Source organism: Paenibacillus sp. FSL H7-0326 (assembly GCF_001955535.1).
Taxonomy (GTDB): Bacteria; Bacillota; Bacilli; order Paenibacillales; family Paenibacillaceae; genus Paenibacillus; species Paenibacillus shunpengii.
In genome coordinates, this window is sequence record NZ_MPVN01000002.1 from 947,389 (window position 1) to 967,463 (window position 20,075).

Consider the following 20,075-nt stretch of genomic DNA (forward strand, 5'->3'; position numbering starts at 1 on the left):
CATGTCATCATGGCGTCCAGCTCGTCCCCCGTTATACCTGTCATTTTGGAAAACCCACTCTTCCATTAGGCGTCTCGATGGGTGAAAGCTCCGGATCAGGAGTAAATGCGAGGGCCGTGAGCAAGGTATCCGCACCCAAGCAAATAGGTCCATTCGCATCCCAGCCGGGTGCTTGATCCAGCTGTTCATTTAGCTCTTCGTTCATTTCCTCACTCATCTTTTCATTGACCTCCTGCGTGTTCTGTTAACATTCAACCACTGTATAAACATTTATTATAAATGGATTTGGACTGCCTATTATCCTCAACTCAGATCCATTCAACTTATTCATACAATGCATGAATACGAAATACTTCTGCTTACTTCTTCCTGGTTTAAGGAGATTCATATTCCACATTCGGATTGGCGATGAACTCTATATAAAGTAAAATACAGCTAGACCCGATGCATTTGCATATATTATGTATTAACCAACATTCCAATAAAGAGCGGTGATGAGCTATGAAATTTATCGTATCCATGAAATGGGTGCTAGCCCGAATGTATGAACCGGACGTCGCGATTGTCGATTGCCGTTTTGCTCTGGGTCAACCAGAAACGGGCAGACAAGCCTTTAACGAAAGCCATATACCAGGGGCCGTATATTTTGATCTGGAGCAGGATCTGTCTTCACCCTTGCATGAAAAAGGATACGGCGGACGACATCCACTGCCTGATGTAGAGCAGCTGGTTGACCGAATTCGTAAGGCAGGAATCAGTAACGAGACCCGAATTATTGCTTACGATGACCAAGGCGGTGCGATGGCGTCAAGATTCTGGTGGCTGATGCGCTATCTCGGTCATGAGCAGGTATATATTATGGATGAGGGATTTGCGGCATGGCAGGCTGCGAGCTTTCCGGTCACTGCCGATGTACCGATTCGGATTCCGGCATCCTACACCCCACATCTCCAGTCTCACCTGCTGGCTGATCTAGAAGAAGTGCGGAAGGCTTCCACCACCGGATCTGCTATGTTAATCGACTCACGTGAATACCCGAGATACCTGGGAGAGGTAGAGCCGCTGGATAAGAAGGCAGGTCATATACCAAGCGCTGCCTCCTATTTCTGGAAGGATAACCTTCAGGAAGGATCGACTAAATTCAAGTCAGCTGAGGAGTTAAGCAAACGGTTTGAAGCAGTGTCCAAAGATCAAGATATTATTGTATATTGCGGCTCCGGCGTTACGGCTTGTCCCAATGTACTAGCGTTAACAGAAGCAGGATATGAGAATGTGAAGCTGTATGCAGGGAGCTGGAGCGACTGGATCAGCTATGAGGAGAACCCGGTAGCTACGGGAAAAGAATAATGTGCAAGAACCCGCGTGGGACGCGGGTTCTTCTTTATTTTCAGACGAATCTATTCACTTCACCCGAAACGTCCGCGGAGCATACTTGCGAACCAAGGGCAGAGCAAACACAAGATAGAGCAGGGCTATAACAGCCGTACTTATTGAAAAAACAACCGGATCTGGTCTTAAGCTGATCGATAGGACAAAGACGCCTGACACAATCCAGCTAAATAGATAAAAAAACGGATTTTTCGTATTCAGCTCTGTCGTGTACGGCTGGAATATATAGTACAAAAACAAGTGATGTACGGAGAAAAATATGGCGAGTGATAATGTGCTTACCCACAGAAATACATAGTCGGCTGTTGTTGTTAACCCTCCGGCAGCGACAGCCGCCAGCGTCAGCACCAAGGCAAGTACGACTCCGAGGAGCAGGTTCATGCCCAGAATCCTACTAAGGCGGATCCGAAAATGCTTCGACGCATCCTGTCGGTAGAAGCTTTGCCGCAGCAGCTTCAGATCACAGTGGAAAAACAGCACTTTGCACAGTTGTTCCCCAACAGTCAAATAGGCCATGATGAGGATAAGACCCGGAAGGAATACCCCTATGCTAGAAGCTGCGGCAGCCATCGGCTCTCGGTATAGAAATCCCGCAAGAATTAAGGCCGTCCCGAGGGCAGCAACGATGGCCAAACGCTTATACAGCGGCCGCCGGATCAAGCTTTTGTGTCTCGAGAAGAAGATCGCATTAATATAATCGTACCCCTCTTTTTCCTCGAATGTCCTCCTGCTCTCGTTCGTCCCTTCTAGATCGTAATCACTGTCCTTCGCCTTGACGGATGTTTGCTGCGCATCCGCCATCATCCGGCCCAGGTCAAGCAGCGGGTCATCCCGCTTCGTCGCCGCGTCTACCGCATCCGTATAGTCCAGTCGCCAGAAGAGAACAACACTCGCAATGCCTCCCAGCAAAATGCAAATAACGTATAAAGGCACAGCCGAAGTTAACATTGCCCCCCAAGCCAGAGCCCATTCAAACAGTAATGGCGCATATGCTGCGATGTATCCAATGAAAATGACGGCCCAAACGATGACGTTGTTCTTGATCAATACATTCCCGGTTCGCTGAAACAACCAGTAATGAAAATATTCCCATACGATCCGCCACATTACAGCAGCAGCCGTGAGGAGAATGCCTTGCAGCATCGGTGCACCAAGCAGCGAGGAAAAAAGGAGCACCGCTGTCAGCAGATAGACAAATAAGGTAACGTATTTGTAGCTGAGCGTCGCCCGCATATATCGTGTAGCCGGAAGCCGCAACAGCTTGACCGCGATGTATTTGCTCCGCTTCGGTTCAAGTATTCTGGCATTCGATACTCCAGCAATGATAAATGTGATAATGAAGAAAATATGCCAAAAGATGTCCAGCTGACGCTCTATAGGCAGCTCTTGGCCCAAGGTGACCACCGGAAAATAAACGACAAGGCCGACATACAGCATACTGGTCAAGAATCCCCACACAATAGACAGCAGCAGTGCAGCAATGGCCACTGCCTTCTTCACACCCACTCTGGAATAGACATTGTCACTAACCAGACCACCGATGAGCGGAAGCCGCCGAACATAATAGATCAATCGGTTTGCAATAGAGGATACTTGAAGATGAAGAATCGTATTAAGTGTTCGGAGCATCCGGTCTCCCCTCCCCATCCGCATCATCCTGCAGCAGGTCGATAACGCTCTGTTCGAAGCCAGGACTGCCAAGCAGCTCTTTCGGTACCGAAGACAATTGCCCTTTGTTTAAGATGACTAGTTCATCACACAGATCGGAGGCCAGCTGCAAAATATGCGTAGAGAAGATCAGAATATGATCCTTCTTCATCGACCGCAGTAAATTTTTCATCTCCAGTGCGACAATCACGTCAAACGAGGTCAACGGTTCGTCCAGCAGGATCACCGGCGGCTTCGTAATGAGAAATAGCAGCATCTGAATTTTATTCTTCATCCCGTGGGAATAGTTCTTAATAAGACGATGCCGATCCTCCATTGTAATTCTCATCATCTCGAAGTAATCGTCGATCTGGGTATCCGCCTGCAGCTTATCCCTGTTAATATCCAAGAAGAACTTGACGAATTCGTATCCCGTCAGGAACTCAGGCAATATAGGCAAGGAGTAGACATATCCGATATCATCCTCTTTCAGCTCACGGCGGGTACCATTATCCAGCAGCCATGCATTACCGCCATCAAGCTTGGTTTCCCCGCTCAAGCCATTAAAAAGAGTCGTTTTCCCAGCACCATTTCGTCCGAGAAGACCGTAAATCTTACCTTGTTCGAACGTAAATCCGGTGTTTTGCAGTACGTTCTTCTTTCCGAAGCTTTTGACAATATTCTCTAAGACTAATTCCACGTGTGAGATCTCCTCCTTATTTCCATCTATTTTTGTTAATACGAGCCTAAGAGCGTGAGGTGTCGCAATATTTTGAATTAAGCTGCTGCTTGTCGGATTGGAGAAGCTTGCTTTCGTAATTCTGCTGAACTAATATATGTAAACGTAAGATAGAGAATAGGGAGTGATTCAAAATGAGCTATAACTTTAAGTCAGACGAAGCCGCAAAGATTAAAGACCACTTTGGTGAACACGTTTATGAAAAAGTCCAACAATATCTCGGCATCTACGCAGATATGTGGTCCCTGTCTTCATTTGAGTTCATTCCTTCCTACTCGGCCAACCTGGTGTTCAAATGCGAGTCCGCCCTCTACGGCAGTTCCATACTAAAGATCGGGAACCCTACTGCCGCAGAAACGTTAACCGAATTCAGCACTCTGGAGGAATACAAGGGAAGGCCATTCTGCAAGGTTTACGATATCGATCGTGAACACTGCATTATTTTGGAAGAGCGTATTGAGCCTGGCTATACTTTAAGAAAAGAGAGCTCGCTTGAGCGAAGACTTGCCGTTTTCTGTTCCCTGTACACAGACCTCCATGTTGAACCCGCTGACGCTGAGATATACCCAACCTATCTTACGTGGGTGAATCGAATTACGAGTTATATGAGCCAGCGGCAGGATGCCGAAGAGCTCTATTTGCATATGAAGAAGGCCCAGGAGATTTGCATCTCACTCTCTTCTCAATATTCAAAAAAACGGCTTCTGCATGGCGACTTTCATCATGACAATATTTTGCTGGGTAGTCATGGACAATATAAGATTATCGATCCGAAGGGCGTCATTGGCGATCCGATCTTTGACACTCCCCGATTTATCTTGAATGAATTCGAAGAGGAGGTCACTCCAGCGCTATATAACAAGATTAACAATATCATTAACACACTGGAGAAGGAGCTTCTTATTCCGGGTGAGGTCTTGCGGCAATGCCTCTATGTAGAAACTGCGATGGGAAACTGCTGGAGTGTACAAAGTGGTGCTCTCCCGGAAGAATTTCCGAAGCTGTTAAGCTATGTCGCTTTTGCTAAAAGCATATTGGATACGCAGACTCTTTGACGGTAGTTGCTATTGTGACAGATATAATCTTGTAGGAGGACATTAAATGAATGGAAACATCAAATCAAAGTCTGAGAACCTGCAGCAAAGGTCACCAATATTATAAAAGCAGTGATTGTCCGACATGCCCCACCTGTGAGAGGGAGAGAAAACCCGCCGGCGGGTTCCTCTCCCTGCTATCTGCACCGGCAAGACGGGCACTGGAGCACCATGGAATTACTACCTTGGAGCAGCTGTCCACCTACAGTGAAAAAGAGATTTTAAAATTTCACGGTATGGGGCCCGCATCACTGCCCAAGCTTAGAGCTGCTCTGGAGGAGACTGGCTTAACTTTTAGACGATAAAGATAAAGACTATAGCATGGCTTCGATTGGCTTCAGCTTATTATTAGCTGTTCTTAACCCAAGCATCATTCGAATAGCCCCTCTCTTCCCAGTAGCCGACATGCTCACCCTCAATCAACTCGATCCGGGTCAGCCATTTGACCGATTTATAAGCATACATCTTCGGTACAATGAGTCTGACCGGACCACCGAGGTCGCTGGGGATGGGGTTTCCGTCATGCAGGACAGCGACCATCACATCATCCAGATCTGCCTGCTCCAGCGTCAGCGTATCTGTATAGACACCGTCTCCCGAATAGAACTTTACCGTCTGCGCTGACTGCTGCACCCCGGCCTGCTTCAGCAGGTCTTTTAGCCGTATGCCCTCCCAGGTATTGTTGTAGACTGACCAGCCTGTTACGCAGTGAAAGTCACTTACCTGTACCGTACGCTTAAGCTGAACAAACTCCTCCCAGCTCCAGCTTAAGCGGTTATCCACCTTACCATCAATGGTGAAGGACCAGTTCTCGTTGGTGAAGACTGGTATTTTCGTTACGGTATATATCCGGAAATTCCCCTCCGCTCCCCCGCCCATGGGATGCTGAGACGCTGAGTGCGGTACTGGTGTAGGAATAAGTTTGTTCTCGTTCTGTTTAAGCAGATTTTCCATCGAATTACTCCCGCCAAAGCTGCCAAGCCATTTTAGGAAGGACGGAGTCAGCGTTACGATTAACCCGATGCCAATGACTCCACCGATAAAAGCTCTTCTCGTGTATATAGGCTGTGGGGCCGCAGGATGAAGCTGGTTCTCCATACGCCCCTGTTTGATCGTACGTCGCGCGGGCTCCTTGAACCATTTTAATCTAGTAATGGAGTGATAGATGATATAGGGAAGACCAATCCAGGTCAGCACATCATGAACAATCAACGCTGCATTGGATACAGCAGGTCCTACCTGCTTGAACTGCCACAGCAGCACGCCTGAGATAAACCAGCCTGTAAGAAGCACCAGTACGATAACGACGTTTAACCGCTGCCAAGGCTTTTGCTTCAGCTGTTTCCAGTGCTTCCCTGCAAGCAGCAAATAATAGAGAACCGGGAGAATAGACGCCACACCAACCATGATATGGAGCGTTTTGATCCATACCCGTCCTTCTCCCAGTAAACTCCGCCAAAATCCGCCGATAAGGATCAAACCAGTCAAAGCCAGTACAAATACGATCCAGCCATTCCAAGTATGTAATGAAACCAGCTTTTTGCCATAACCTTTGCGAAGCTGCTTAAGCCAAGTCCTCATTCTTTGCTCCCCCCAACTATTATGCTGCCGGCAAATTTCCATTTTAGTTAATTATAACGCTGTTCATCTCATTACCTACCATTAATTCACCTATATATCCATAGACGAAGGAGATATTTGTTAATATAAATGAGTTTATTTCGAAAAATGATCCGGCAGCAGGGAGAGAAAAGAGCGGGATGCAGCGGACAACGGCACGCCACGCAGTGTAGCAACACCGACGTGCCTTTTAGGTATAGGAACTGCTAACGGAATTTCCACCAGCGATCCCTCTCTTAGTTCATTTATTACAAAATCCCGTATAACAAAGGCAAGTCCAAAATCTCTTAGGGCGAATTGAAGGAGCAAATCTATACTGCCAAGCTCAATCTCCGGGATAATCTGCATATCGTGTGCAGCCGCATAATCGTCGATATATTTGCGTGTACTCGCTCCTTTTTCCAGCATGAGAATCGGATATTGCTCCAGTTCTTCGCCAGTAAAAATGGTGTTATCCAAGTGGGAATACCCCTTCCCGCCAACGAGACAATCTTGAATCGCGGAGCTTTCTCTCACTTCAACCTGTTTATCCATTACGGGGAGACTAACGATGCCAAAGTCGATCCGCCCTTCCTTCAGCAGCTGAATCGTCTCGGGTGTCGTCCGATTCGTCACATGAATGCGAATGTTAGGGTACTCCGCCCTGTAACGGTCAAGGTATGGAAGCAAATAATATTTGCATAACGTATCGCTGGCCCCGATATGAATTTCACCTTTATCCAGATTGTGCATTTCTGCAATCGCTTTTTCCCCCATATTCACATTAATAAATGCCTGTTCGATATAGCCAAGCAGCACTTCTCCTTCGGTCGTAAGCTGAACTCCTCTTGAGGTTCTAAAAAACAGCGATCCTCCAAGCTGCTCCTCCATTTGTTTGAGGGTATGGCTGACCGCCGGCTGAGTAATGTGCAGTAGCGCCGCAGCTCGGGTCAGGCTTCCTGTCTTGGCTACCTGGTAAAAAACACGATACCACTCCAAATTAACATTCATTATATTACCCCTCTTTATATCAACTATTAGTAATATTACTTTTTCTTATATAACGAATGAAATTATAATAGTCTCTGGATGTAATTACAAATGGGGAGGCAATACAATTGACAGTTACCGCGATCGTGGGTGCAAATTGGGGAGATGAGGGCAAAGGGAAGATGACGGATGTATTATCCGCTGTCTCTTCGTATGTCGTTCGCTTTCAAGGCGGGAGTAATGCAGGACATACCATTATTAATCACTACGGAAAATTCGCTCTGCACATGCTGCCTTCAGGGGTGTTCTACCCGAGTGTAACGAATATCATCGGTCCGGGAACGGCACTGGACACCGGCATGTTACAGAAGGAATTGCAAATGCTCAAGGATAAAGGGGTACCCGCACCAACACTATACGTTTCCGAACGAGCACAGGTCGTGCTGAGTATTCACCGTCTGTTCGATGAGCTTGAAGAGGAGCGTCTGGGTACACGCGGATTCGGTTCGACGAAGAGAGGAATTGCCCCGTTCTATGCAGACAAGTATGCGAAGCTTGGCATTCAGGTCTCCGATCTGTTCGATGAAGTGCGTCTTAGAGAGCGGGTGGAGAGACTACTCGAGCCCAAGAACCTCATGCTTCAGCATTATTATAACCGTGAACCAATCCATCCAGAGGTTCTTATGGAGCAGCTTAAAGAGGAGGCAGAATTTCTAGCTCCATATGTCAAGAACACAACTGAGGTTCTGCAAAAGGCTAACCTTGACGGAGAATCCATTTTACTGGAAGGACAGCTTGGAGCACTGCGTGATCCTGATCACGGGATTTATCCATACTCCACTTCTTCTTCAACCCTGTCCGGTTATGCTCCTGTCGGTGCCGGACTTCCGGCATCCTCCATCAGCAGAGTCATTGCCGTAGTCAAGGCTTATTCCAGCTGTGTAGGTGCTGGTCCCTTCGTATCGGAGATTCAAGGTCAAGAAGCAGATGAACTGCGCGGACTTGGCGGTGATTCCGGCGAGTTTGGTGCGACGACCGGAAGACCAAGACGGATGGGCTGGTTTGATGTGGTCGCGACGAAGTACGGTTGTTCCATCCAGAATGCAACAGAGGTATGCCTCACCAATCTTGATGTACTCGGTTATCTGGATGAGATCCCGGTGTGCACCGCATACGAGCTGGAAGATGGCAGTACAACTCAAGCTTTTCCGGTGACAAGCAAGCTGAATGGAGCGAAACCCGTCATCTCTACTCTGCCAGGCTGGAAATGCGATATTTCTCAAATTCGCGAATTTGATGATTTGCCGAAGGAAGCCATTGCATATGTGGAATTTATTGAAGCAAGTATTGGCGTAAACATCAGAACAATCTCTGTAGGGCCAAGACGCGAACAGGTTATTGAACGAAGATAACTACTCTTCTATGTTCTCAAAAAAAAGGGGTACAGCCTCTCCTAGGCTGCACCCCTTTTACGCGTTTAAGTTAAATATGCTTCTTGATTTCTGCCTTCAATGGATCAGAAATCGGAAGCAGAGGCAGGCGAACCGAGTCAGACTCGATCCAGCCGAGCTCAGATAAGATCCATTTCAGCGGAGCCGGGTTCGGCTCTTGCTCGAACAACAGACGGATCATAGGAACCAGCTCATCAAACTGCTTCTTCGATTCGGAGATCTCACCGCTCATGTACCGATTGTATACATCAATGAATGTCGCCGTATTCAGGTTGGCTGATGCCAGCATCCCTCCACTTGCCCCTTGGCTCAGAGAAGCGTGGAACAGAAGATCCTCGCCGCAGAGCACCGGCTTCGATCCATACCGAGACAGCTCTGAGACCAGCTCTACACCGCCCGAGCTGTCTTTCAATCCGATGACCTGCGGGATATCAAGGATTTCTCTTATTGTATCCACGGATAACCGGATTCCCGTTCGGCCTGGAATTTCATAAGCAATCACAGGGACGCCAGCTTCCGCTATTTTACTAAAATGTGCTACAACTCCCTTGCCGGTCGGCTTGTTGTAGTATGGAGTTACTACAAGGACTGCATCTGCGCCCAGCTCTCCTGCACGCTCTGTCCGCTTAAGCGATGAGAGTGTGTCATTGGTTCCGGTGCCAATGACAATGGGAACCGTTTTATTCAGTTGCTTCATTACAATCTTCGCTATTTCGACTTGGCTCGTGACCTCTTCCCAGCTGGTCGTTGGACACTCTCCAGTCGTTCCGTTGATGACAAGGCCATTAATATCATGGACCAAAAGGTGCTTTAAGTAGGATTCAAATGAGGCTAGATCAAGGGTATGATTAGTTTGGAATGGAGTAACGACAGGTACGTAGATGCCTTTCAAGTTTTGCTCGCTTAACATGTTACAGCTGCCTCCAATACGTTGTATTTATTTTAATTTATCATAGCGTGCAGCATCACTGTTATCTATAATAGTTGATATGTGTTATCAATATTATTGATGAGGTGGGCTCATGGATTTTATATATCTCAAAACATTTCGGCAGGTCGCCCTGCGTCAAAGCTTCACCCGAGCGGCAGAAGAGCTCGGCTATGCCCAATCCAGCGTCACGACCCAGATTCAGAAGCTGGAGAAGGAATACAATGTCAAATTGTTTGAACGCCACGGCAAAACACTTCGTCTCACTTCGTCCGGTGAAGAGCTCCTGAAGATTGCCGTCCAGATTATCGAGCTGTACGATCAGTCCAAAGAAAAGCTGGCCATGCAAGGTGGCGGGACTTTATCTATCGGTACAATTGATTCCATCGCCTCCTATTTCCTACCACAGGTCATTCAGACGATACGGGAGTCTTACCCCGAGATGAATATAAGGCTGCAAGCCGATCGTGAGGATTATATCCTGGATCAGGTTAAGGAAGGGGAATTCGATATCGGGCTGATTCTCGGAAATACACTGCCGGAACCAACCCTAAACACGATTGTGATCAGAGAAGAGCCGCTTGTACTCGTCTCGAGTCCAAAGAACCCCCTACTACAGTTGACCCAGATTAAAATTAACGATCTGAAGCATACGGACTGGTTTATGGCGGAAGCCAGCTGCAATTATCGGATTATGCTGGAAAAGGTACTGCGAGCACATGGCATCCCTTTCAATGTCCGCTTGGAGCTGGGTAACCCGGAAGCCATTAAACGCTGTGTCATGGCAGGTGACGGGATTGCGCTGCTGCCTGAGATGGTTGTACGAGATGAGATACAGAGACAGGAGCTGAGTGTCCTTCCTTTTGCTCATTCGGACATCAAGCTGTATATGTATTTGGTGATTCATCCTAAGAAGTGGATATCAAACAGCCTGATGGAATTTATTTCTCTCTTGAAGCCAGATCAGGAGCTGATATCATTATAATTCTGGTCTCATTTTTGACTTCAACAATGTGACCTGTACTTTACCTTTTTGTCATTTCCTTATTTTGCTGTAGTGTTAGTATTAACCTATTGAAATTGTTTGTGAAAGGAAAGGTTTTCGCATGTTCCAAATGACCACTTACTTGACTCCACACACCCAGACGTTTGTGAATATGAGCTATGCGGAGATGACTCCGTGTCCAGACCAGAATCTGCAGCATGTGTGCAAGGCTGAGGTGAAATCTCATGCCTAAATCGATAAAAACAGGCTCCCGGTATATGCCGGGGCTGGATGGACTCAGAGCCTTGGCGCTGTTTGGCGTTATGTGCTACCACTGGGGGCTTGATGAAGCTCCTGGTGGATTTCTAGGTGTCAGCATTTTCTTTGTATTATCCGGCTATTTAATTACGAACATCCTCGCCATAGAGTGGCATCATCATGGGAGAATTGATCTGAAGCAATTCTGGTATAGGAGGTTCAGGCGACTTCTGCCCGCGATGCTGATCATGCTCCTTATGACCGTGGTGTGGATGACCTTATTTGATACTTCTCGGCTCGCTTCCTTGCGTTATGACGTTGTTGCTGCCGTTACATACATAAGCAATTGGCAATTTATTTTCCAGGATATATCCTACTTCGAATCGTTTAGTCCGCCCTCTCCGCTTGGACATATGTGGTCCCTGGCCGTAGAAGAGCAGTTCTACCTCCTATGGCCGCTTCTTATGCTGGTTGGACTCAAATGGTTTCCAAAACGAGGCCAGATGTTTGTATTTATTTGTACGCTGGCTGCATTGTCGGCGCTTCTCATGGCCCTGCTTCATGAGCCGGGTTCGGATCCAAGCCGAGTCTATTTCGGAACAGATACCCGGGCATTCGGGCTGCTGTCCGGTGCTGCCCTTGCCATTGTGTGGCCCAGCTACAAGTTATCTGGCAGAGTCCAGAGGGTGGCACAGCTGGGTCTGGATCTAACAGGCATAGGTGCGCTGCTGCTCGTGCTATATATGATGTGGAGCACTGACCGCTACGCGTCATGGCTGTATAACGGCGGGATGCTCCTCTTCTCGATTGCAGCAGCTGTTCTAGTAGCCGTTCTGGCGCACCCGGCTTCCCTGCTTGCCAAAGTCCTTGGAGCAGGACCCCTGCGCTGGATCGGGATTCGATCCTATGGCATCTATTTGTGGCATTATCCTGTACTGATTCTGACGAGTCCCGGAGGGAATCCGGAAGGAATCGGAGCTTTTTATACCTTTCTGCAGGTCGCTGCAAGCGTCATTCTGGCCTCTCTGTCCTGGAAGTACATTGAACAACCGATACGTGAAGGCGCTCTTCGTGTATGGTGGCATGATGTACGGCATCCGAAGCGTCGAAGCTGTGTATTTACACCAAGACGTCTTGCTGTCTATTGCAGCTCACTTCTGTTCATCGGCATCTTTTGTATCGGAATGACGATGAATATATCGGATGCGAAGAAACAAGAAGCAAACGGAGTCTTCTCTGAATTTCCTTCTCCGGAGAATGCAGGGCCGGCCCCTGACCAACAACAGGAGAAGGAACCTGTTCCGGATGAAGAGCAGACAGATGGAGAGCAGCCAAGTGCTGAAGAACCCAATGGTGGAGAGCCCGATGCTGAAGAGCCCAATGCTAAAGAACCTAACGATGGAGAATCCAATGGCGAAGCTGCAACAGATTCAGATCCGGAGAAGAACGGGAACAATGATGCTGAAAAGGATACAGCCCCGGAGGATATAAAGGATACACCGGCAGATCATCAAGTGAAGCCGATGTCCGGCGCTTCCATTACGGCCATTGGTGATTCAGTAATGGTCGGAGTAACTCCCTGCCTGGAGAAGCTGCTTCCGGGTATAACTGTGGATGCAGAGATCGGAAGACAGATGAGCCATGCAGCTGATCTACTCCCGGCACTTGAAGCGAAGGATCGTCTATCCGGCACCGTCATTATTGGACTTGGCACGAATGGTGCTTTTTCGGAGAAGAGCCTGACCTCCCTGCTGGACTCTCTTCAATCCGCCGAACAAGTCCTTCTCGTGAACACGAGAGTACCCAAGGATTGGGAGGAGAACGTAAACAAGATGCTGTCCGAGATCGGAAGCAAATATTCGAATACGACAATCATCGATTGGCACGAAGCCAGCAAGGATCATCCCGAATATTTTAGAGAAGATGGTGTTCACCTGGAGCCTGCGGGTGCTGAAGCTTATACTCGTCTAATTATGAGTGTACTTGGTTAAATGAAGATATTTTGAAATCATCCTTACCATACAAATTATGTTTACAAATCAGGGGTCTGCCCCCTATAATAAGATAGTAATTGACCAACAGTACGTGATTGGTGTCTGATTTATCTCTTAAAAGAGCTGCGCAATCTTACAGATTTGCATCAAGCGATTAAAGGATTTTTCCTCCTTTAATCGCTTTTTTTGTGTGATTGAATTCATTTCCAAGTTTTTTAATGCATTAGATTCATGGAGGGTTTGTTATGAAAAAAAGAATGTATGATATGGTCATGCTGCTTGCAGGAGCATTTATCTTCGCGCTAGCAGTCAATTTGTTTGTCATTCCCAATGATTTCGGAGAAGGCGGCGTTACGGGGATTTCAATCGTTCTCTATTATTTGTTTCAGTGGTCGCCTGCCCTGGTCGGCTTCGTCATCAACGGCATTCTGCTCGTGATCGGCTACAAGCTGCTCGACAAGCAGACAACCTATTACACCATTATTGTCGTTGCGTTTAATTCCTTGTTCCTGTACTGGACTGAGGACTGGTCGATTCCGGCTGACGAGCCGGTACTGAATGCCATATTTGCCGGACTGCTCGCTGGCCTCGGTATCGGACTAATTATACGTGTTGGCGGGACCACGGCCGGGACAACGATCCTGGCACGTCTCGCTAACAAATATCTGGATTGGAACATTAGTTACGCGCTGCTCTTTTTCGATATTATTGTGGCGATACTCTCCATCTTTGTCATCGGTATTGAGAATTTCATGTTCACCATCCTGATCCTGTATATCGGTACCAAAGCGATGGATTTCATTATTGAAGGGCTCAATCCGAAAAAAGCCGTTACCATCGTGTCAGCCAAGCATAATGCAATTGCTTCGAAGGTGACCGATATTATGGACCGTGGTGTATCCGTGCTTCGAGGCTACGGCTACTACACCGGTCAGGAGAAGGAAATTCTGTATATCGTGATCAGCAAGCAGGAAGTGTCGATGCTGAAGAAAATTGTAAAATCCGAGGATCCCTCCGCTTTTGTAACGATTCACGATGTTCGTGACGTATTCGGAGAAGGGTTTATTGATATTTCCAAATAAATAAGTATAACATCCTGACAGCCGCGCTGAATAAGCGCGGTTTTTTTAATTCCTAATGGATACAACGTTTTACGTCGGTTAAAGTCAATTCTCCGCTTCTTGTGAACATTTTTAAAGAAATATGATTATAAGACTAGCTTTCAGCCAATAATTTAAAATAAATATTATTTTGCTATGTACAATAGTGTGTGTCATACAGTATAATGTGATCAGGAGTTGATGATAAATGAATGATGTAACAGAAACGATACAGAATTTACTAAGCGAACTTAGACGAGGAAGCATCATTATCGCCGTACTCAGCCAGTTGTCAGAACCGCAATACGGTTATTCGCTCGTCAGTGTGCTCGAGGACAAAGGGCTGTCTGTTGATCCCGGCACACTATATCCCTTGCTTCGCAGACTAGAGAAACAAGAGCTTCTAATGAGCAGCTGGGATACGAATGAAACCCGTCCCCGGAAGTACTATACCATTACTCCGTTCGGTCAGGACGTCTATGATGGAGTATGCCGGGAATGGTTGTCACTGACTGAGAGTATGAAGAACATTATTGAAACCTAAGGAGGATAAGAAAATGGAACTTATTGAGCGTTATGTGTACGCAGTCACACAGAGACTGCCCGAGAAACTTAGAGCAGACATATCGAAGGAGCTGCATGGACTGATTGAAGATATGCTGGAGGAACACGCTGCATCAGATGAAATTACAGACCAACAGGTAGAGAGCGTACTGAAAGAACTGGGACATCCGGAGGTGATGGCTGCAAGATACGCGGGCGAACGCTATCTCATTGGTCCAGCGTTGTATTCTAGTTACATGACCGTCATGAAAGTTGTTCTTGCTTCTTTGTTGATCGCACTCAGTATATTCACCATAATTGAAGCCATCATGACGCCTGGCCATATTTTGGACCACTTCACCCATCTCCTCGTTGATATTTTCATCTCTATTTCTCAAGCCATCGCATGGGTTACGGTCATATTTGCACTCATTGAATACAGGCAGCGGAGAAAATCGACTTCACCAAACAACGAAAATTCGATGAAAGAATGGAATCCGAAAGATCTGCAGGCTTTGCCTGATCACGGTACAGAGATCAAAAAGTCAGACCCGATTGCCAGTATCATTTTCATTACTTTGTTTACGGCACTGTTTGCCTTAAATGTGGAGTTACTTGCTGTGTACCGAATTAGTGATCAGGGCTTCTTCTCCATTCCGTTCATCAGCTCAGCCGGAATTGAGAAGTATGTACCTTTCATCTGGCTGTTAGGAGCCGTAGGCATTTTGGGGGAAATATTTAAACTGATTCTTCGCAAAAAGACGACTTCTCTACTCGCCTACCATATATTGTTCAGTGTGCTCTCATTTGTCCTCGCCTGGATTATGCTTCAGGATACTTCGTTCTGGAATGCATCATTCATTAGTCAACTGGAAGCCGCGGGCCTTATTATTCCCGGAGAAGAAAGCCATGAGATCGTCTCCAGCCTATGGTCAGGACTAAGTCAGAACTTGATCTATCTTATAGCCATCATCAGCCTAGTCGACTTGGGAAGCGAAATCTACAAATGGAGCCGCAGCAAAAAGTTCACAGGCCGTGCATAAGCACGGTTTTTTTTACGTTCTATAAGATTAGTGCGCCGTTCAAACTGTAGGAAGCAAAGGTTACGACGGATTCGTTATCGGCATTGTTAATTGATTTTTTTTTTACCATTTCAAGCGGTTATGAGCAGGAATTAATATCCAGTAGGCGAATAATATTCCCTGTCAGATTCTCAAGGCATATCGGCATCTCTCATATTCGATAAGGAGTTGATTCTACTTGAGCAATTATCACACGGCACACACGCAAAATGTCATTAAACCGATAGAAAACCAGATAACCAGCCTGTTTGTTCATGTTTCAGATGTACGAAGAGCAACTGAGTGGTACAGTCAATTGCTGGGCCTTCCAATTAGGGAAGATCGTCTGAGCTCGGGACCTGTGTATTGGTTTGATCTGCCGGAGGCTCACCTGATTCTGGACTCCAACACCGAGAATCGAAAAAATCCGGAGTGGCGTGAAGAGATGAAGCCTCGCTTCATGCTCGCCTGCAGCAATATCGATGCGGCTTACGAACATGCTGAGCAGCAGGCTGCGACATACTCCAAGCCCTATCATCATGGCCCAATGGCTTATTTCAACTTCAGTGACTCCGATGGAAATACACTCATGGTAAGCCGTAATACGGATTCCACTGAGACAGACGCATGGAACCCCGCTGATGGTGTCAGTCCAATCCTTCCCCGAATTGGTGGTGTCTTTGTCGATGTCACCGATATGAAGTCCGCTGTCCGCTGGTATACAGCGCTGTTCAGTCTGCCTTATGACGACAAGAACACGGATGGACCCATTTACAGCGTTCCTATGACAAGCGGGCCGGTACTGCTTCTGGATCAGCATCGCTCTTTGCGCCAGGAAGATTTTACAGAGCTCTTCTACTTCGAAACAAACGACATAGAGGCCTCCTATCAATACGTCCTGGATCAAGGCTTTCAAGTGGCAGGTGAACCGAATCACTTCGAGGATTTATCCGAATTTGCCGTAATTGATCCAGATGGAAACCGCATCGTTATAGCATGTATGAAATAATAATTAGAATTTTGTTCCTGAACAGCAAAAAAAGAGCCTGAAACCATAATGGTTCAGGCTCTTGAATATTCTGCCTTATTATTGACCGACCATACCGCCGTCAACGGTGTATAGAGATGCTGTAACGAAGGAAGCTTCATCAGACAGCAGGAAGTTCATTACCGCTGCCACTTCTTCCGGCTTGCCGTAACGGCCCATCGGAGTAGCAGCTTCGTTCGCTTTTTTGTACTCTTCAGCTGCACCGGAGTTTGCTTCGATCTGCTCCATCATACGTGTTGCAATCGTACCTGGAAGAACCGCATTGACACGGATTCCGAATGAAGCCAGCTCATTAGCTGCTACACGAGTAAGACCAATGACAGCATGCTTGGACATAATGTAAGGAGACATACCTGGAGCTCCCATGAGGCCTGCTAGAGATGAAGTATTCAGGATTGCGCCTGAATTTTGTTCTTTCATCACTGGAATGACATATTTCAGACCAAGGAATACCCCACGAACATTGACGTTATATACGAGGTCAAGGGCTTGTACACTCATCTCATCGATTGTTGCTGTAGGACCCTCAATACCCGCATTGTTTGCAAAATAGTCAACAGTGCCAAACTTCTCAACGGCTTTGTTCACATAATTTTGCACATCTTCTTCTTTGGACACATCGGCTGCAACAGCCAGAGAGTTGGAATCGTTAAGACCCAAATCTGCAATCGTTGCTTTAATTGCTTCTTCTTTGAGGTCAACGAGAACTACGTTAATGTTGCGCTCTGCCAAACGACGTACCAGTTCTTTACCAATACCGCCTGCTGCTCCTGTAACAATGGCTGTTTTTGCTTGTGATTGACTCATTGTATATTCGCTTCCTTTTCTATGAAATAATAGCTGCAGCATCCACGAAGGATGGCATACAGTTGTAAAGCTTGAATCTTTTAGTTAGTAACTCACTTCCTGTTTATCGTACACCTCTCCAAAAAGAAGGACAATAATCAGTATTCACAAAATTGTCATCTAATCGACACATAAAATTTAACTGTTAAATTTACAATTAGAAATTGGACACGCACGTTCCACATGTTCAATTTCTCGTAATTTGGGAACCACGAAGACTTACGATATAATAATTAACAACGTAATCCATCTCACACTACCTTTTAATATGTTATGAAACGGATTTAATTATGTACGAATAGGATAGGAGTCTACAGGTAAATGGAAGATACGAACGACAGAAGAAGCAAACGAACACGGCTTGCCCTTAAAGTCGCTTTTATCGAGCTGGTGCTTGAAAAAGGATATGAGGCTACCACGATAATGGACATTGCCAGCCGTGCAGACTACAATCGTGGAACATTTTATAACCACTATATAGATAAAGAGGATTTGCTTAGAGATATCAAAGGAGAGTTTTTGCAAGGGGTTTCAATCGCTTTGCTTGCTCCTTATCAAGGTATGGAGCGGGTTGATGCGGACAAGATTTATCCTTCTACGCTACGTCTCTTGGAGCATATTGAGCAGCACAAGGATCAGTTCAAAGCCCTTCTCTCTATCAGCAACGATCTTTCATACGATATCTACAATCTACTGAAAGATGCGATGAGGAATGATATGCATATTGTGATGGATGATTCCTCAAGAACAATAGACTATGAGATCATGCTCAGCTACCGCATGTCAGCTTTTGTAGGTGTTATTATGTACTGGGCAGAAACCGACTTTAAATACTCAGCCAGCTATATGGCAGAGCAGGTGATGATCCAAACGAATCAAAATCTGAATTACATTGAGTTCAAGAATCGATGAAGAAGGTTTTACTTTCTTGAAAAATTGTTACAATAGGGTGTGGCTGATCTAGATATCAGGCCAAGATATGTCTAACGAAGTGAAAGTGAGGAATTTTACGAATATGATTATAAAACCTAGAACTCGCGGCTTTATATGTACAACTGCACATCCAGTAGGATGCGCACGGCAGGTGGAGGAGCAAATTAAATATGTACAGGCTCAGCCGCAAATTAATGGTGGACCAAAGAACGTACTTGTACTTGGTGCTTCTACAGGCTACGGCCTGTCCTCCCGCATCGTAGCTGCCTTTGGTGCAGGTGCGAACACGATAGGAGTATACCGTCCAAGTGCAGGAAGTGAGAAAAGAACGGCTTCTGCGGGCTGGTACAACTCCGCTGCATTTGAACAGGCTGCAAACGCCGCTGGACTTAAATCATACAGCGTGAACGGAGATGCCTTCACAGATGAAACAAAACAAAAAACAGTAGAAGTCATTCGTGAGCAATTGGGACAGGTTGATCTTGTTATATACAGTGTAGCTGCGCCAAGACGCCAAGACCCTGCTACCGGTGAAATGGTTAACTCTGTGCTCAAACCGATCGGAGAAGCGTTCACGAACAAAACGGTTAACTTCCATACAGGTGAAGTCACAGAAGTCACCATTGAGCCTGCAACTGAGGAAGAAGTGCGTAACACCGTAACGGTAATGGGCGGTGATGATTGGAAGCTGTGGATTAAGGCTCTGAAGGACGGAGGAGTTCTGGCAGACCATGCCACGACAATTGCCTATTCCTATATTGGCTCTGAAATTACCCGTTCTATTTACCGTGAAGGATCCATCGGTAAGGCGAAGGATCATCTGGAGGCGACAGCACATCAGCTGAACGAGGAGCTGTCCAGTACGGGCGGACGAGCTTATGTTGCTGTAAGCAAAGCGCTGGTGACCCAGTCCAGCTCGGCAATCCCGATCGTTCCTCTGTATGTATCTGCGTTGTACAAGGTGATGAAGGAAAAAGGATTGCATGAAGGTACCGTTGAACAGATGTACCGCTTATTTGCAGATCGTCTGTATCATGGCGAGCCAGCTCTGGTTGATGATGCAGGACGTATTCGTATCGATGATTGGGAGCTGCAAGAAGATGTACAGGAAGAGGTTCTTCGCATCTGGTCTGAGGTCAACAGTGACAACATCTATGACATTTCAGACCTGAAGGGATACAACCAAGAGTTCTTCCAGCTGTTTGGATTCGAGATGGATGGTGTCGACTATGAGAGCGATGTAAATCCAGACGTCCAAATACCTGGCGCCTACAAAGTAGAATAAGCTCGCAATTGCTGTGTGACACACAACCGGCCCCTCTGGATCATGATCCAGGGGCTTTTTTTTGCATGCCGATTCCATATCGATGTATAGCAAGTGATGAATTTCATATGAAAATAAGGATTGACATGCTCCATATCCATTGGTATGATTTACCTCAATAACATATCAATTCGATGGGAATTATA

At 46.5% G+C, this 20,075-nt stretch carries 19 protein-coding genes; 12 read left to right on the forward strand and 7 right to left on the reverse strand.

Annotated features, from left to right (window positions below; all coding sequences use genetic code 11):
- Positions 1-40 precede the first annotated feature (40 nt).
- Entirely contained in the window at positions 41-217 is a 177-nt protein-coding gene (locus BK126_RS29110) for a suppressor of fused domain protein (RefSeq protein ID WP_143757727.1), read from the reverse strand.
- A gap of 284 nt (positions 218-501) precedes the next feature.
- Here BK126_RS29110 and BK126_RS15255 point away from each other — a divergent pair, with 284 nt between their 5' ends.
- Complete coding sequence (locus BK126_RS15255; RefSeq protein WP_076313384.1) at positions 502-1,347, forward strand: sulfurtransferase; 846 nt, start codon at positions 502-504, stop codon at positions 1,345-1,347.
- Positions 1,348-1,401: 54 nt separating this feature from the next.
- On the opposite strand, the gene BK126_RS15260 is transcribed toward BK126_RS15255, so the two are convergent.
- Both BK126_RS15260 and BK126_RS15265 read right to left on the reverse strand, forming a co-directional pair.
- Entirely contained in the window at positions 1,402-3,018 is a 1,617-nt protein-coding gene (locus tag BK126_RS15260; protein WP_076313385.1) for a hypothetical protein, read from the reverse strand.
- Complete coding sequence (locus tag BK126_RS15265) at positions 3,002-3,736, reverse strand: ABC transporter ATP-binding protein (RefSeq protein WP_076313386.1); 735 nt, start codon at positions 3,734-3,736, stop codon at positions 3,002-3,004. The genes BK126_RS15260 and BK126_RS15265 overlap by 17 nt, the downstream gene beginning before the upstream one ends.
- Before the next feature lie 173 nt (positions 3,737-3,909).
- On the opposite strand from BK126_RS15265, the gene BK126_RS15270 reads away from it, so the two are divergent.
- A complete protein-coding gene (locus tag BK126_RS15270) occupies positions 3,910-4,830 on the forward strand; it encodes an aminoglycoside phosphotransferase family protein (protein WP_076313387.1) in 921 nt (306 codons plus the stop codon).
- Between the two features lie 50 nt (positions 4,831-4,880).
- A complete protein-coding gene (locus BK126_RS15275; RefSeq protein WP_076313388.1) occupies positions 4,881-5,174 on the forward strand; it encodes an RNA polymerase alpha subunit C-terminal domain-containing protein in 294 nt (97 codons plus the stop codon).
- A 43-nt stretch (positions 5,175-5,217) separates the two neighbouring features.
- Here the strand turns inward: BK126_RS15275 and BK126_RS15280 are convergent, their stop codons facing one another.
- Both BK126_RS15280 and BK126_RS15285 read right to left on the reverse strand, forming a co-directional pair.
- Positions 5,218-6,450: a molybdopterin-dependent oxidoreductase gene (locus BK126_RS15280; protein WP_076313389.1), complete on the reverse strand. Its 1,233-nt coding sequence runs from the start codon at positions 6,448-6,450 to the stop codon at positions 5,218-5,220.
- A gap of 135 nt (positions 6,451-6,585) precedes the next feature.
- Positions 6,586-7,479, reverse strand: coding sequence for a LysR family transcriptional regulator (locus BK126_RS15285; RefSeq protein ID WP_076313390.1), 894 nt, complete (start codon positions 7,477-7,479; stop codon positions 6,586-6,588).
- A 107-nt stretch (positions 7,480-7,586) separates the two neighbouring features.
- On the opposite strand from BK126_RS15285, the gene BK126_RS15290 reads away from it, so the two are divergent.
- Positions 7,587-8,870, forward strand: coding sequence for an adenylosuccinate synthase (locus BK126_RS15290; protein WP_076313391.1), 1,284 nt, complete (start codon positions 7,587-7,589; stop codon positions 8,868-8,870).
- A gap of 70 nt (positions 8,871-8,940) precedes the next feature.
- Here BK126_RS15290 and dapA read toward each other — a convergent pair whose 3' ends face one another.
- Positions 8,941-9,819 carry a 4-hydroxy-tetrahydrodipicolinate synthase gene (gene dapA / locus BK126_RS15295; RefSeq protein ID WP_076313392.1) on the reverse strand — a complete coding sequence of 293 codons (879 nt, stop codon included), beginning with the start codon at positions 9,817-9,819 and terminating at the stop codon, positions 8,941-8,943.
- Between the two features lie 112 nt (positions 9,820-9,931).
- On the opposite strand from dapA, the gene BK126_RS15300 reads away from it, so the two are divergent.
- From BK126_RS15300 to BK126_RS28815, 6 genes are all read left to right on the forward strand, one after another.
- Complete coding sequence (locus BK126_RS15300; protein WP_076313393.1) at positions 9,932-10,822, forward strand: LysR family transcriptional regulator; 891 nt, start codon at positions 9,932-9,934, stop codon at positions 10,820-10,822.
- A gap of 245 nt (positions 10,823-11,067) precedes the next feature.
- Positions 11,068-13,071 (forward strand): acyltransferase family protein, encoded by a 2,004-nt coding sequence (locus BK126_RS15305; protein WP_076313394.1) that lies wholly within the window; start codon positions 11,068-11,070, stop codon positions 13,069-13,071.
- Positions 13,072-13,319: 248 nt separating this feature from the next.
- Positions 13,320-14,156, forward strand: a complete 837-nt coding sequence (locus tag BK126_RS15310; protein ID WP_076313395.1) for a YitT family protein — start codon at positions 13,320-13,322, stop codon at positions 14,154-14,156.
- Between the two features lie 226 nt (positions 14,157-14,382).
- Positions 14,383-14,718: a PadR family transcriptional regulator gene (locus BK126_RS15315; protein ID WP_076313396.1), complete on the forward strand. Its 336-nt coding sequence runs from the start codon at positions 14,383-14,385 to the stop codon at positions 14,716-14,718.
- 13 nt (positions 14,719-14,731) lie between these two features.
- Positions 14,732-15,760 (forward strand): hypothetical protein, encoded by a 1,029-nt coding sequence (locus BK126_RS15320; RefSeq protein WP_076313397.1) that lies wholly within the window; start codon positions 14,732-14,734, stop codon positions 15,758-15,760.
- 217 nt (positions 15,761-15,977) lie between these two features.
- Positions 15,978-16,787: a VOC family protein gene (locus BK126_RS28815; protein WP_083655899.1), complete on the forward strand. Its 810-nt coding sequence runs from the start codon at positions 15,978-15,980 to the stop codon at positions 16,785-16,787.
- Positions 16,788-16,865: 78 nt separating this feature from the next.
- Here BK126_RS28815 and BK126_RS15330 read toward each other — a convergent pair whose 3' ends face one another.
- Positions 16,866-17,633, reverse strand: coding sequence for an SDR family NAD(P)-dependent oxidoreductase (locus BK126_RS15330; RefSeq protein WP_076313398.1), 768 nt, complete (start codon positions 17,631-17,633; stop codon positions 16,866-16,868).
- Positions 17,634-17,993: 360 nt separating this feature from the next.
- Between BK126_RS15330 and BK126_RS15335 the strand changes: the two genes are divergently transcribed.
- Together BK126_RS15335 and fabV are read left to right on the forward strand one after the other, a co-directional pair.
- A complete protein-coding gene (locus tag BK126_RS15335; RefSeq protein ID WP_076313399.1) occupies positions 17,994-18,584 on the forward strand; it encodes a TetR/AcrR family transcriptional regulator in 591 nt (196 codons plus the stop codon).
- Positions 18,585-18,687: 103 nt separating this feature from the next.
- Positions 18,688-19,890, forward strand: coding sequence for an enoyl-ACP reductase FabV (fabV, locus tag BK126_RS15340; RefSeq protein WP_076313400.1), 1,203 nt, complete (start codon positions 18,688-18,690; stop codon positions 19,888-19,890).
- Positions 19,891-20,075: the final 185 nt, after the last annotated feature.

Excerpts from the sequence above, each read along its gene's own strand:
- BK126_RS29110 (WP_143757727.1), bottom strand. The coding sequence starts at position 217 with ATGAGTGAGGAAATGAACGAAGAGCTAAATGAACAGCTGGATCAAGCA.
- BK126_RS15255 (WP_076313384.1), top strand. The coding sequence starts at position 502 with ATGAAATTTATCGTATCCATGAAATGGGTGCTAGCCCGAATGTATGAA.
- BK126_RS15260 (WP_076313385.1), bottom strand. The coding sequence starts at position 3,018 with ATGCTCCGAACACTTAATACGATTCTTCATCTTCAAGTATCCTCTATT.
- BK126_RS15270 (WP_076313387.1), top strand. The coding sequence starts at position 3,910 with ATGAGCTATAACTTTAAGTCAGACGAAGCCGCAAAGATTAAAGACCAC.
- BK126_RS15275 (WP_076313388.1), top strand. The coding sequence starts at position 4,881 with ATGGAAACATCAAATCAAAGTCTGAGAACCTGCAGCAAAGGTCACCAA.
- BK126_RS15280 (WP_076313389.1), bottom strand. The coding sequence starts at position 6,450 with ATGAGGACTTGGCTTAAGCAGCTTCGCAAAGGTTATGGCAAAAAGCTG.
- BK126_RS15285 (WP_076313390.1), bottom strand. The coding sequence starts at position 7,479 with ATGAATGTTAATTTGGAGTGGTATCGTGTTTTTTACCAGGTAGCCAAG.
- dapA (WP_076313392.1), bottom strand. The coding sequence starts at position 9,819 with ATGTTAAGCGAGCAAAACTTGAAAGGCATCTACGTACCTGTCGTTACT.
- BK126_RS15300 (WP_076313393.1), top strand. The coding sequence starts at position 9,932 with ATGGATTTTATATATCTCAAAACATTTCGGCAGGTCGCCCTGCGTCAA.
- BK126_RS15305 (WP_076313394.1), top strand. The coding sequence starts at position 11,068 with ATGCCTAAATCGATAAAAACAGGCTCCCGGTATATGCCGGGGCTGGAT.
- BK126_RS15310 (WP_076313395.1), top strand. The coding sequence starts at position 13,320 with ATGAAAAAAAGAATGTATGATATGGTCATGCTGCTTGCAGGAGCATTT.
- BK126_RS15315 (WP_076313396.1), top strand. The coding sequence starts at position 14,383 with ATGAATGATGTAACAGAAACGATACAGAATTTACTAAGCGAACTTAGA.
- BK126_RS15320 (WP_076313397.1), top strand. The coding sequence starts at position 14,732 with ATGGAACTTATTGAGCGTTATGTGTACGCAGTCACACAGAGACTGCCC.
- BK126_RS15330 (WP_076313398.1), bottom strand. The coding sequence starts at position 17,633 with ATGAGTCAATCACAAGCAAAAACAGCCATTGTTACAGGAGCAGCAGGC.
- BK126_RS15335 (WP_076313399.1), top strand. The coding sequence starts at position 17,994 with ATGGAAGATACGAACGACAGAAGAAGCAAACGAACACGGCTTGCCCTT.
- fabV (WP_076313400.1), top strand. The coding sequence starts at position 18,688 with ATGATTATAAAACCTAGAACTCGCGGCTTTATATGTACAACTGCACAT.